This window comes from Acinetobacter sp. ANC 5054, from assembly GCF_002135295.1.
In the GTDB taxonomy this organism is placed as follows: domain Bacteria; phylum Pseudomonadota; class Gammaproteobacteria; order Pseudomonadales; family Moraxellaceae; genus Acinetobacter.
In genome coordinates, this window is record NZ_NEGG01000013.1 from 19,200 (window position 1) to 32,961 (window position 13,762).

Here is a 13,762-nt window from a genome sequence, read left to right on the forward strand (position 1 = left end):
AATGCGAATTTAAATAATTTAACTTTATGACTGCTCTTTATGTTGTGCACGTGGGTGTGCTTGATCATACACTTGCGCCAAACGATCAAAATCAACATGCGTATAAATTTGTGTAGTCGTTAAATTAGTATGTCCTAACATTTCCTGTACTGCCCGCAAGTCACCACTGTTTGACAACATATGACTGGCAAAACAATGACGCAGTAAATGCGGATGCAAATCGACATTCACTCCTGCACGCTGTGCTTGAAATTTCACTCGATTTTCAATTTGTCGTACCCCCAAAGGATTTCCCTTTTGTGTAATGAACACTTGTGCTTCAGGGACAAAATCACCATGCCATGCTGGATAAAGTTGCAACCAATGCATCAATGCATCTTTGGCCTTTGAACCAAAAGGGACAATCCGAGTTTTATTCCCTTTACCTGTAATCCGCAAAAGTTGCCGATTAAAATCGATATCGCGAATGCTCATACTTTGGACTTCAGCCAAACGTAGTCCACTTGAATACAACAGCTCCAAAATCGCTTTATCGCGAATCCACAATTGCCGTTGTATCTCTGATTTAGGGTCAGGCTGTTCCATAATTTGTTTGATGGTTTCAATATTAACCAAGCCCGGTAAAGGTCTAGACTGTCGCTTAAGTTGAAAATCATCCGCAGGATTAAACTCAAGATAATTTCCCTGTTCAGCCCATTTCATAAATTGGCGAATCGAGGAAAGCATACGCTGTAAACTACTCGGACTTAACTGAAATTGTTCAACTTTATAAGCTATAAACTCACGCAGATCGGTTTTTTCCACATCATATAATTGAATATTTCGGTCTACACAAAATTGAAAAAAGTCATTTAAGTCACGTTCATATGCCTGCAAGGTATGTTGTGATTGGTTTTGAATTTCACGTTCTTTGAGCCACATTATTAGTAACTGACGATTATCGATGGTCATCTCTACTCCTAAACCCAAATACCAATCCCGCCTTTACTAAAGAATTTAATCAAAACTGAAGCTATAATTTATGCATACAGTTTATGAGAACAGTCTAGCAAAAAGCCCTTTTTTCTTTCCATTATTTCTTAAATAAAAGGCCTTGGTTTCATTGACGAGATAATCTACAACCCCTTCACTTGAATCGTGCTGCAAATGAATTAGGTCGATGGCTTGTTTCTCTGGCAAGCTATCATAAGTCACACGACCAATTTTACTGTGCAATTCCTGAATGAACTTTTCAGATAATCCTTCCTCTAAATCCAGACCAATTAACAAGGTCGGCTGGGTATCTCGTGCTTGATTAAATATTTGCGCCAAATAAGCAGCTTTTACGCTCGGCTGACTGCCAAATAAAATGATCAATTGGTCTATCATAAATTGAGGATATTCATTAGGTTGCCCGATTAGTACCTGTGTATCCTCTTCAACTTCATAATTTTCTACGGGTGCAGAAAACTTACCTTGTAGTAAATATTGAATTTCATCTGGGATGAAGTCTTTAGTGGCGTCTGGTGATTGTGGGTTAAGCACCAAGCGTGCTCCCAATGTCATCTCGAACAAGGCTTTCGTGGGCAGACATATAAAAGGTTCTTCTTGATCCATCGCTAAACGCATTTTTTCCAAAGAAGTAAAAAATGGAATGACGCAATCATAAGTCTCATCCTCCCAACTTTTTAATTGTACGGATGCACCACTTTCTAACAGATGCGTACTGATACCATCTTGTGCATTCACCTCAGCAGAAGATCCGACACAATACACATTGGCAGACATTAATTGTTCTAAAAATTCAGGACGATAAGCAGGTTCATGTACCGCTTTCACAAAAAAACTTTCCAAAATTTCTTCTTTAATTTTATCCATGGAATTCGCCTTTTTTATTAAAATTTATTTTTATACATGTGCTAAAAAAGCCCTGAATGAATCAGGGCTTTTATTTTAAGCTTGGAAATAGCTTAGATCCAAACGACCTTCATAGACATTTGCAGTTGGGCCAGTCATCCACACCACATCGCCTTCTTTCCATTCGATTTGCAGTTTGCCACCCGCCAATTCAATTTCAACCGCATTTGCCAATAAACCACGGCGCATACCTGAAACCGCTGCAGCACAAGCACCTGTACCACATGCCATGGTTTCACCCACACCACGTTCAAAGACGCGTAAGCGCGCATGCTTTTCATCAATAATTTGCATAAAACCTGCATTGACACGTTGTGGGAATCGCTCATGTGATTCCACTTGCGGACCAATTTTGGCAACATCTGCAGTAATAACATCAGGAACAATCGTCACTGCATGTGGATTGCCCATGCTGACCACATCAATGGTGAGCTCTTCATTATCCGCCAAAGCGATGTCGTACAAATTTTCAGGTTCTTCCGCAATAAATGGAATTTCATGTGGCAAGAAACGTGGATACCCCATATTGACACGAACCCAACCATTGGCACCGAGTTCAGGTTCAACTATGCCCGATTTGGTCTGCACTTTGATTTTGGTTTTAGTCGTCAGCTTACGCTCATGCACAAAACGTGCAAAACAACGTACACCATTACCACATTGCTCAACCTCAGAACCATCTGCATTGAAAATACGGTATTTAAAATCAACATTGGGTAAATCTGGTGGCTCAACAATTAACAATTGATCAAAACCAATACCAAAGTGACGGTCTGCTAAACGTTGAATGGTCACAGTATCTAAATACGCACGTTGGCTAATGAGATCCACAACCATGAAATCATTGCCCAGACCATGCATTTTGGTAAATTCTAATAACATCTCGAATTACTCCTTAAGGCAATAAACGCTCACGTTCCCACAATGATTCAATCGTTTCTCGCTCTCGAATCAAATGTGCTTGGTCTTCATCTACCATCACTTCTGCGGCACGACCACGGCTGTTGTAGTTAGAACTCATCACGAAACCATAAGCACCAGCACCCAATACAGCCAGTACATCATTTTCTTGAATTGCAAGCTGGCGCTCTTTACCTAAGAAATCGCCCGTTTCACAAATTGCACCAACCACGTCCCACTCTTTGCGCTCAACATCCGCACGTGGTGTAACTTCTTGAATATCCATCCATGCTTCATAAAGCGCAGGACGAATTAAGTCATTCATTGCTGCATCAATAATGGCAAAGTTGCGGTGATTGGTTGGTTTTAATAGATCTACCTTGGTTAAAAGCACACCTGCATTTGCAGAAATACTTCGCCCCGGTTCCATATACACTTTGAGTCCTAGTTTTTCTAAAGCTGGACGTAATGCATTGGCGTATTCTTCAACTGTAGGCGGTACTTCGTCTTTATACGTTACACCTAAGCCTCCACCAATATCGATGTGCTTTAACTCAATACCTAGTTCTTTGAGTTTATTGATCATCACAATGACACGATCAAGCGCATCAACAAAAGGTTGCGTTTCAGTCAACTGTGAACCAATGTGGCAATCAATCCCAACAATCTCAAGATTCGGTAAAGACGCAGCGTATTGATACGTTTCAAAGACTGAATCTGAAGGAATACCAAATTTATTTTCTTTTAAGCCCGTTGAAATGTACGGATGTGTTTTTGCATCGACATCTGGATTTACACGTAATGAAATCGGGGCTTTTTTACCAACGGCAGCCGCAACTTTTTGAATGCGATCGAGTTCAGCGTATGACTCTACATTGAAACACGCAATCCCAACTTCCAATGCTTTTTGGATATCTGCTTCTGTTTTACCTAAACCAGAAAATACGATTTTTGATGCTTCACCGCCAGCTTTCAGCACACGTGCCAATTCACCACCAGTCACAATATCAAAACCTGCACCCTGCTTGGCTAAGACGTTTAACACCGCAATATTAGAGTTTGACTTTACCGCAAAACAAATTTGATGGTCGATAAAGCTAAATGCACGATCCATATCTAAATAATGCTTTTCAAACGTTGCTTTTGAATAAACATAAAGTGGTGTGCCATATTGCGACGCAAGCTGTTGTAGTGAACATCGCTCTGCGTGCAATACCCCATTAATACGGGTGAAACTCATGAAGGTATCCTTTCTATTAAAGCATTAAGGTGTTGGGTTTGAATTTGATGATTCAGTTTCAGCTGAAACCTTGTCGGCTTCCTTTTTCTGCTTCTGCTGTGCAGGCGTATCTGGATAAATCAAATATTTCGCACGTTTATCTGCATTTGCATCTGAAGGCAAATGTAATGCACCAGATTGACCACACGCACTCAGCAATACGGCACTTAAAATCACAGCGATTTTATAATTCATAAAACGATACATAAACGTACCTAATGAAAAGATTTTTCCGAGTATAACGTGATCAACACACGGATTAAAGAAAAGCCCTGAAATTCATCACCTGCTCAATTCGACCCTGCATCAATTTTAAACAAAATGTCATCATCACATTGAGCAGACGCTATTTTGCTTCATTTTGGTGATTGTTCCACATTGATTTTTCTGACATCCCTTATCAATTCATACACTATAAATATTTTTTTAAAATGTGGTTTAGGACTGAAATGCTCTAAAAATTGAAGCAACTCATTTATAAATATCTAGGGAAATAATGAGTGAAAGCGCCTTAAATTTGCATAAAAAAAAGCTGCTCATTTGGGAGCAGCTTTTTTCCATTTATTGAGCAGAATTATTTTTGCTTTTTCTTATAAAAACCAAAATAACCAATCAACAAAATAACAAACCAAATTGGGCTGACCATGAGTGCTTTCATGGTGTCAGCTTCTAATGACAGGACGTAAATCATACCAATAAAGAAGATGATCACAATCCAACATGTCACTAAGCCACCTGGTAATTTAAAGGTCGATTTAGCATGTAACTCTGGACGAGTTTTATAGTAAACGATATAGCTCCAAATGATCATGAGCCATACACAGATAAATAAAATCGTAGAAAGTGTGGTTGCTAAAGTAAAGGCTTCAACCGTATTTGGCACGAAGTACTGTAGTGCTGCACCTAAAAGTAAACACACTGCTGAGAAATACAATGCATTTGCAGGTACTGCACGAGAGTTCAAATGACCAAATGCTTTAGGTCCTTGCTCTTCACGAGACAAACCGAACAACATACGTGAAGTAGAGAACACACCACTGTTCATCGATGACATTACTGACGATAACACCACCAAATTCATAATAATCGCCGCAGCAGCAATACCAGCTTGGCTAAATAAATTTACAAATGGTGAAATACTTGGATCAATGGTATTCCAAGGCGTTACTGACATCACAATAACCAAAGCCAACACGTAGAAAATAATGATACGAATTGGAATTGAGTTCACTGCTTTCGGCAAGTTGTGCTCTGGATCTTTAGTTTCAGCAGCAGTTGTACCAACCAATTCCACGCCGACAAAAGCGAAAATGGCAATTTGGAAACCTGCTAAGAAACCTGTCACTCCAGTTGGGAATATCCCATTATGTGACCAAAGGTGGGTAAAAGACGCAACCTGACCTGTAGATGAGGTGAAGCCTGTGAAGATCATCCATAGACCGACACCAATCAGCACCACAATCGCAATAATCTTAATCAGCGCAAACCAGAACTCAAGTTCACCGAATAATTTCACGGTGACGAGGTTCAAGCCCATGATAAACACAATGGCGGCGATACTAATCATCACCCCTTCTTCTGGCGAGAACGGGTTACCTCCATTAAAGAATTGAAGGTAGTAAATGATGGCTGACAGATCGGCAATACCTATAGTGATCCAGCACAACCAATAAGTCCAACCGACAAAATAACCAGCCCAAGGACCAATCAAGTCAGTTGCAAAATCAATGAATGATTTATATTCAAGATTGGATAATAGCAACTCGCCCAATGCACGCATGACGAGAAAAACCATAAAACCAATGATCATGTAAATAATCAAAATGGACGGGCCAGCTAGGCTGATGGTCTTTCCTGACCCCATAAATAAACCTGTACCAATCGCACCACCAATCGCAATCAATTGCAGGTGTCGGTTGGACAAGCTTCGTTTCAAATCGCCGCTATTCGCATGCGATCCATGAATTTCATTAGACATATTTTTTAATTCAACTTCGCGATCCGATTGCGACAAATTAACTTAAAAAATTAATAAAATACAAAAATATTTTCTACTATCTATATTTTCTGATTAATTGACAAAGTTAATTTATTTTTCTTATATATAAAAAACTACACCAATACACCATTTTTGTATGATCAATAAAACAACATTATTCTTGTAAAAACTTAAATTTCATGTAAAAAATATTTCTCAAACGATAAAAACATCATTAATAAATCATGGAAGTTTCAAACAATGGCATGTCCATTGCTTTATTTAACTGAAACGAAGCATTCATTCACTCAGAGCTAATAAGAAGAAAGATACTATGGAAAATTTACACAAAATCATGGAGACACTCAGTGGCTGGGTCTGGGGCCCATACATGTTGGTGCTCATTGTAGGTACAGGTGTCTTCCTGACCTTCCGTTTATTATTTTGGCAGTTCCGCATGTTGCCTCTGGCCTTTAAACAGGTATTTGGTAAACACGAACATGCTCACTCGCATGACGGCGACATTTCACATTTTGCATCCCTCATGACCGCGCTTTCAGCCACAATTGGTACAGGTAATATTGCAGGTGTTGCAACTGCCTGTGTACTGGGTGGACCCGGCGCTGTTTTCTGGATGTGGATGACCGCACTCTTCGGTATGGCAACCAAATATGGCGAAGGTGTACTCGCAGTTAAATACCGTATCAAAAATGAAAAAGGTGAAATGAACGGTGGCCCGATGTATTACATCGAGCGCGGTTTAAAGTGGAAATGGCTCGCTGTAATTTTCGCATTATTTGGCACATTGGCATCCTTCGGAATTGGTAGTTCAGTACAATCCAACACGGTTGCTCTCGCTATTGAAAATAGTCTTGGAATTGAAACATGGATGACAGGTATTGTGATTACCGCATTCTCAGCATTAGTGATTCTGGGCGGGATTAAATCCATTTCAACTGCATCTTCATATATCGTGCCGATTATGGCCGTGGGTTATGTGGTTGGTGGCTTGATCATTATTTTAAATAACCTTGAACTTGTCGTTCCTGCACTAAAAATGATCTTCACTTATGCATTTACGGGTGAAGCGGCTATGGGTGGTGCAATTGGTGCAGCGATTCGTTATGGTGTTGCACGTGGTGTCTTCTCAAACGAAGCAGGTATGGGTTCAGCGCCGATAGCCGCGGCTGCTGCAAAAACCGACCACCCTGCTCGCCAAGGTTTAGTCTCCATGACAGGTACATTTATTGACACGATTATTGTCTGCTCAATCACGGGTATTGTTTTAGTCATGGGCTTTATTGTGGCAGGTAATAGTTTTGGCGACCAAACTGGAGCAGTACTCACGATTAGCGTTTTTGACAAATTATTACCGGGCTTTGGCGGTTGGATTGTCACCTTCGGGATCGTGTTCTTCGCTTATTCGACCATTTTGGGTTGGAGCTATTATGGTGAAAAATGTTGTACCTATTTATTAGGTGAAAAATCTGTCTTGCTTTATCGCCTCATTTATATTGTTTCAGTATTTGTGGGTTGCGTCGCAACACTTGATCTAGTTTGGCTATTTGCCGATACCTTTAATGGTTTAATGGCAGTGCCAAACTTAATTGCATTGTTATTACTTTCGGGTGTTATTGCCAAAGAGTCCAAAGACTTTATTGCTCGCCGCAAATCAGGTGAGTTGTATTGATTCAACTTTAAGACTCAATCACACCCTATAAAAAAAGCCACGTAGATCGTGGCTTTTTTTTTCATCTTTTAAAGACTAAAAATAAATAATTGAGTTATGTCGTCAAGACAATCACCGCAACCACCCTAAAATCATTTTAAGATTTTTTATCATTCATTGGCTCAAAGTCTGCTTCATTTTGAGCTTCTGGATTTTCGATAAAACCCTCACCAAACTGATCGCCAAACTCTTCTTCGTCGAGATATTCAATTTCAATCTCTTCTTCATTTTCACGTTCTGCTTCAATTTCCAATGCAATATCCAAAGCCAATGAGAAAAACAGCACACCGTCTATTTTCATATTGCCTTGTTCATCTTCAAGCAATTCACTTAAGGTTCTATAAGCTGGATTTTTCGCATCAAATGGCACATCGACATAAATGTCACCACTATAGCTACTCAGCACAGCTTCACCTTCAAGCCCCATACATGGCGTGTATTCAATATTTTGTAAATCCAACCAATCTAATACTTTATTACGCGCGGTATTTTTTTCAGGATGTTCATGGTTATATTCTTCAAAATGTACAAACAGCACATCACGATTTTTTTCACGCGCAATCGCATCAATATGTTGCAATAGTAATGGCATGATTTGTTCCATCTAAAAAATAACTGAAGCACTATTATAGAACCTGAAAATCACTTTGCAGCATGTTCTCTATTTTTAATTCATTGTACTGACTAAATCTGGTTTATTTTTATCTGAAGCCTTGGTTTTTTGACAGTGACACCGCTATGCTGTGTCTCAATTTCGGTATGTGCAATATGGATTATGGCTAAAGCAAAAAGTATCTATCGCTGTGAACAATGTGGGGCCGATCATCCCAAATGGGCAGGTCAATGTGGCGAATGCGGTGAATGGAATTCATTGCTCGAAGTGAGTATTGCCCCCGCTGTTACCCATCGTGCTCAGCCTAAAATGGGTGGAGGTTATGCAGGTCAAGCTGCGGCAGTCACAACTTTAAATCAAGTTTCGGTTTCTACCGAATCTCGTTTGGCTACGGGCATTGGCGAATTTGACCGTGTACTGGGTGGCGGTTTGGTCACAGGTTCTGTGGTACTGATCGGCGGTGATCCCGGCATCGGTAAATCCACGATTTTGCTGCAAACTGCAACACATATGGCAACAGATAAAAGTGCTGCACTCTATATCACGGGAGAGGAGTCATTATCGCAAGTTGCTTTACGTGCACAGCGCTTAGATTTACCAACGGATCAGCTCAAAGTCATGGCTGAAACCTGTGTAGAACGTATCTGTGAAGTGCTTGCCCATGAACGTCCTGCGGTTGCCATTATTGACTCCATTCAAACCATTTATACTGAAACATTACAGTCTGCACCGGGTGGTGTATCGCAGATTCGTGAATCAGCAGCTTTACTGACCCGTTTTGCCAAAAATAGCGGCACTGCCCTGTTTATCGTAGGTCACGTGACCAAAGAAGGTTCATTGGCAGGTCCACGTGTTTTAGAACACATGGTGGACTGTGTCTTGTATTTTGAAGGTCAATCCGACTCGCGCTTTCGTATGATCCGCGCGGTGAAAAACCGTTTTGGTGCAGTCAACGAATTGGGTGTTTTTGGCATGACCGATAAAGGTCTACGTGAGGTATCCAATCCATCAGCCATTTTCCTCAGTCGTTATGACGAAGCCATTCCCGGTTCAATTGTGATGATTAGCCGTGAAGGAACTCGACCACTGTTGGTTGAGGTTCAAGCATTGGTGGATGATGCGCATGGGCAACCGCGCCGTGTTGCACTGGGTTTAGAGCAAAACCGACTCAATATGTTACTCGCAGTAATGCACCGACATGGTGGTGTGCAAACTGCTGGGCAAGATGTCTATGTCAATGTAGTGGGTGGTCTAAAGATTACTGAAACAGGTTCCGATTTGGCTGTACTGCTCGCCTGTGCCTCAAGCTTACGTGGCAAAGCCCTTCCTCAGCATTTAGCTGTCTTTGGTGAAGTTGGACTTTCTGGTGAAATTCGTCCAGTGCCAAATGGACAAGAACGGCTGAAAGAAGCCATTAAACATGGTTTTAAATACATCATTTTACCGCGTGGCAATGCCCCGCAAAAACCAATTCCGGGTGTACAAATTATTTCGGTTGCGCGTCTACACGAAGCCTTGAGTCAAGCAATTACACTAACGGATGAAACTTAATCTAAAGTTATGTTTTATTTTGAATGAATTTTCAATTTTTTACTGATGTTCTATTGAAATTCGATACAAATGGCGGCATAACTAGATGGCTATTTTTACTTTTTATAGATATAGGAAAATTTAATGGAAGTTCGACAGCGTGGTTTGATGACTGCTCTTTTAACAGCAGCCCTTTTGGTAACTCCGTTTGCAGAAGCGAAACGTGCTGGTGGCGGTAAAAGCCATGGTATGAGCCGTCAAGCAGCTCCAACTCAGTCTTATCAACAACCTCGTCAATCTGCTCCAGCTCAACAACCTGTTGCACCTGCAACAGCACCTCAAAAGTCTGGTTCTAATGTTGGCGGTATGGTTGCTGCTGGTGTTGCCGGTGCTGCAATTGGTGCAGTTGCTGCAAATGCGATGGCTGATGACAACAATGGTCAAGCAGCATCTGAAGCTCAAGCACAGCAACAGGAAGAAAAAGGCGGTATTCCAGGTTGGATCTGGATTTTACTTGCAGCAGCTGTAGCCTTCTTTATTTTCCGTAAGATGGGCGCAAAAAAAAAACTAGCCGCTAACAACCCATACGCACCAAATAGCGGTGCTAACAATGCACCGTTTGGTCAGCAAACTGCTGCTCCACGTGCGGGTAATGACAGCACCAATATTTTTGGTAACTCAGTAGGCGGTAACTCTGCTGCATCAAATGCTCCATTTGGCGCAGCAGCAGCTGGAGCTGCGTATACCAATAGTGGTAGTCAATTGCCAGATGGTACTGAGCCTGCAACATTCTTACGTGTTGCACGTCAGCGTTTTAACCACATTCAATCAATGAATACAGCGAGTAACATCTCTGAAATTCAGCGTTACTTAACACCAGATCTTTACCAGTCAATGTATAACGACATCATGACGAATAAAGATGAAGACGTTGCTGAGTTCTCGAACTTAAATGCAATGGTAGTTGATTCTGCAAATGAAAATGGTCAATACGTTGTAAGCGTACGCTTTACAGGTACAGTAAGTGAAGATCTAAACAGCCTTCCACAGCCGTTTGCTGAAGTATGGCATTTTGTAAAACCTGCCGGTTCACAACAAGACTGGTTGGTTGCAGGTATCCAACAAGAGCAATAATGTAAAAATTTAAATATTTTTGCATTCTAAAATAGCGACTTCGGTCGCTATTTTTTTATTCAAAACAAGCCCCCATTCCTCACTTCTTTTCAGCAAATTTATCTCAAAAGCCATTCTATATTTCTGAAAGATCAAAAGATTTGATCGTTGAGCATTTAAATTATAAATAATAATTGTTATCATTTAGATTATATTTAACTCAATTGCACGCACTTATTTCTTATGAACAATTCTCCACCTGAGGCGATACTCACCACGATCACGCCAAAATCATCCAAAATAATTAAATCCCAAACCGCATTATTCCTTTATCGTGGCATGATTTTTTACCGCTTCTCCCTTGCATTGGTCGGTGGTTATATCCTTGCCATGTTGTCTGCGATGGTCATTGCAGAGCTGTTTCGTGAAGACCGTGGCAGCGCAGCCATGAGTGCAACCCTTGTGGCATTTACCCTGTGGAGCTGTGCATTTATTTGGGTCTTTATGGTGAATAAAACTCGAAAAGCGACACTAGGGATTTTAATTCCTGCGCTATGCCTTTATCTGATCTTAAAAATGATAGGGCAATAACATGCGCGTAGATGCAAAAGTTGAAGGCCCACGCCAATCCATGTCTTGGCTGCATACTTGGGCCAGTTTAGTTTTAGGTTGGTTGCTGTATGCCATATTCCTTACAGGTACGCTGAGCTTTTTCAAAAATGAAATTACCGTCTGGATGACGCCAGAACTACATCAATCTGTACCTTACAACAGTCAAGTACAGCAAACTCAAGTCGCCTTAAATTATTTACAACAGCAACATCCTGATGCTGCTGCGTGGAATATCTTGCTACCCAACTCACGACAAAATGCAACGCTCATTACTGTACGTAAGCAAGGCGAAGACCCACGTGCACGTCGTGGCGGTCAGCAAATTTACATTGACAGTGTGACAGGCGAAGTCCTAAAGCCGCGTGAAACTCGTGGCGGCAATTTTCTTTATCGCTTTCACTTTGAACTGTATGGCTTACCGCGCGTTTGGACACGTTGGTTTGTGGGTATCGCAACATTATTAATGCTCGTGGCAATAATTAGCGGTGTGATCACCCATAAAAAGATTTTTAAAGATTTCTTTACTTTCCGCTCAGGCAAAGGTCAGCGTTCATGGTTAGATGCGCATAATGCCACAGCGGTATTCGCACTACCCTTCCACATCATGATCACGTTTAGTGGTTTGTTGCTTCTGCTTTTCACCATTATGCCGTGGGGTGTAGAGCGCATTTATGAAAATCGTGGACAATTCTTACAAGAACAAAATCGTGCTCTCGTTCAGGACAATAAGTCTGAAGGACGTGAAGAACGTGGTGAACGCCCACAGCAAGGCCGTGCTAAACCTACAGAAAATCAAGGCGAAAATCGTGCTGATGGTCGTGGTGAAGGCAGAGGAGATCGTAGATCTAAACGTGAAGAACAACATATCGTTGCTGCTCCATTAACAGATTTAGCGCCTATTGTGACTGCAGTACAAAAGGAGTGGAAAAGTAACCCAATTAGTACCATTAGCATTATTGCGCCAAACACAGATCAGGCAAAAATCGAACTGCGCGCCTTACATGGCGAAAGCGTCGCCTATCGTAATGTCTATGCCAGCAAACAGTTTGATGGCGTAACAGGCAAAGACTTAACTGACGAAAGTGCCAAGTTAAAGAACCCTTCTGTGCCGATGGGCATTTACAATGTAGTGACAACCCTACATGAAGCACGCGGTGTGGATCTTGCACTACGCTGGTTATTGTTTATTTCAGGTATCGTTGGGACAATGATGGTCGCGACAGGCTTGATTTTATGGTGTGTTAAACGTGCACCTCAGCAGCAAAAGCAAGGTTTTAAATCCTTTGGTTATCGTACAGTTGAAGTGACAAATATCGCAGCCATTATTGGTTTACCGATTGCCTGTGCAGCATTTTTCTATGCCAACCGTTTTATTCCTGTGCAGTTGGAAAACCGTTTGGAATGGGAAATTCGTAGTTTCTTTATTGTTTGGCTACTGACGCTAGTTTATGCGATGTTGCGTAGCCATCGTCAGGCTTGGCTAGAACTTTTGGCTTTCGCAAGTGTCATTTTTGCCTTATTGCCGATCCTTAATTTTATGACTGGTGGGCAGCCACTATGGAATACTATTGTGAATGGGCAATGGCTGATTGCCTCTTTTGATTTAGCCATGTGGTTACTGGCACTTTTATTTGCCTACTCATTTTATAAAGTGAAAAAGTATCAAGGTTTGCCAACTAAAAAAGCCAAAGTGTCTAAATCTTCTGAACAGGAGGCTGAAGCATGATCTTTTTTCTCCTAATTTGGTCACTGAGCAGTTTAGGCTTTTTTGCATTAGCCTGTTCAATGTCTAAGCATCAGAAACAGTTTTTTCAACATGAACTCAGTGTCGGAAAAACTCGCCTTGCGACATTGGTCGGCTGGTGCTTGCTGATTCTTGCCCTAATGCTCTGTCTATCCTTAGGCACACCAAGCAATGACATCAGTTATTGGTTTGGTGCTTTGACCATTGCGGCATTGTGTGTCGGTTTATGTATCAGTTATTTCGCCACGTATTTTTGGAAGATGATCGGTACATTAGTGGTCATCTTTGTCTTGTCGTCCTTAATGCTGAAATACTGATTAGAACGAAAATGTTTTTAAAAGCTGATCTTCGGATTGGCTTTTTTAATG

The 13,762-nt window shown here is 41.2% G+C and carries 13 protein-coding genes; 6 read left to right on the forward strand and 7 right to left on the reverse strand.

Annotated features, from left to right (window positions below; translation table 11 throughout):
• Positions 1–24 precede the first annotated feature (24 nt).
• The 6 genes from B9T33_RS12945 to B9T33_RS12970 all read right to left on the reverse strand — a co-directional run bounded on the left by B9T33_RS12945 (position 25) and on the right by B9T33_RS12970 (position 6,053).
• Entirely contained in the window at positions 25–951 is a 927-nt protein-coding gene (locus B9T33_RS12945) for a tyrosine recombinase XerC (protein WP_086179322.1), read from the reverse strand.
• A gap of 81 nt (positions 952–1,032) precedes the next feature.
• Positions 1,033–1,857, reverse strand: a complete 825-nt coding sequence (locus B9T33_RS12950; RefSeq protein ID WP_086179323.1) for an enhanced serine sensitivity protein SseB C-terminal domain-containing protein — start codon at positions 1,855–1,857, stop codon at positions 1,033–1,035.
• A 75-nt stretch (positions 1,858–1,932) separates the two neighbouring features.
• Positions 1,933–2,778, reverse strand: coding sequence for a diaminopimelate epimerase (gene dapF, locus B9T33_RS12955; protein ID WP_086179324.1), 846 nt, complete (start codon positions 2,776–2,778; stop codon positions 1,933–1,935).
• Positions 2,779–2,791: 13 nt separating this feature from the next.
• The gene (gene lysA, locus B9T33_RS12960; RefSeq protein WP_086179325.1) at positions 2,792–4,036 is read right to left on the reverse strand and encodes a diaminopimelate decarboxylase; all 1,245 of its coding nucleotides are present in this window, start codon (positions 4,034–4,036) and stop codon (positions 2,792–2,794) included.
• A 24-nt stretch (positions 4,037–4,060) separates the two neighbouring features.
• Entirely contained in the window at positions 4,061–4,270 is a 210-nt protein-coding gene (lptM, locus tag B9T33_RS12965) for an LPS translocon maturation chaperone LptM (protein ID WP_416202602.1), read from the reverse strand.
• Positions 4,271–4,649: 379 nt separating this feature from the next.
• On the reverse strand, positions 4,650–6,053 hold the full coding sequence (locus tag B9T33_RS12970) for an amino acid permease (protein ID WP_086179327.1): 1,404 nt from the start codon (positions 6,051–6,053) through the stop codon (positions 4,650–4,652).
• Positions 6,054–6,387: 334 nt separating this feature from the next.
• On the opposite strand from B9T33_RS12970, the gene B9T33_RS12975 reads away from it, so the two are divergent.
• The gene (locus tag B9T33_RS12975) at positions 6,388–7,743 is read left to right on the forward strand and encodes an alanine/glycine:cation symporter family protein (protein ID WP_086179328.1); all 1,356 of its coding nucleotides are present in this window, start codon (positions 6,388–6,390) and stop codon (positions 7,741–7,743) included.
• Positions 7,744–7,879: 136 nt separating this feature from the next.
• Here the strand turns inward: B9T33_RS12975 and B9T33_RS12980 are convergent, their stop codons facing one another.
• Complete coding sequence (locus B9T33_RS12980) at positions 7,880–8,374, reverse strand: hypothetical protein (protein WP_228145827.1); 495 nt, start codon at positions 8,372–8,374, stop codon at positions 7,880–7,882.
• A 183-nt stretch (positions 8,375–8,557) separates the two neighbouring features.
• Here B9T33_RS12980 and radA point away from each other — a divergent pair, with 183 nt between their 5' ends.
• The 5 genes from radA (at position 8,558) to B9T33_RS13005 (ending at position 13,711) form a co-directional block, all read left to right on the forward strand.
• Positions 8,558–9,946 carry a DNA repair protein RadA gene (gene radA / locus B9T33_RS12985; RefSeq protein ID WP_086179329.1) on the forward strand — a complete coding sequence of 463 codons (1,389 nt, stop codon included), beginning with the start codon at positions 8,558–8,560 and terminating at the stop codon, positions 9,944–9,946.
• 123 nt (positions 9,947–10,069) lie between these two features.
• On the forward strand, positions 10,070–11,059 hold the full coding sequence (locus B9T33_RS12990) for a Tim44 domain-containing protein (RefSeq protein ID WP_086179330.1): 990 nt from the start codon (positions 10,070–10,072) through the stop codon (positions 11,057–11,059).
• Between the two features lie 222 nt (positions 11,060–11,281).
• Positions 11,282–11,629 (forward strand): hypothetical protein, encoded by a 348-nt coding sequence (locus B9T33_RS12995; RefSeq protein ID WP_086179331.1) that lies wholly within the window; start codon positions 11,282–11,284, stop codon positions 11,627–11,629.
• Position 11,630: 1 nt separating this feature from the next.
• Positions 11,631–13,376 carry a PepSY-associated TM helix domain-containing protein gene (locus tag B9T33_RS13000; protein WP_086179332.1) on the forward strand — a complete coding sequence of 582 codons (1,746 nt, stop codon included), beginning with the start codon at positions 11,631–11,633 and terminating at the stop codon, positions 13,374–13,376.
• Positions 13,373–13,711, forward strand: coding sequence for a DUF3325 domain-containing protein (locus tag B9T33_RS13005; protein ID WP_086179333.1), 339 nt, complete (start codon positions 13,373–13,375; stop codon positions 13,709–13,711). The genes B9T33_RS13000 and B9T33_RS13005 overlap by 4 nt, the downstream gene beginning before the upstream one ends.
• Positions 13,712–13,762 lie beyond the last annotated feature (51 nt).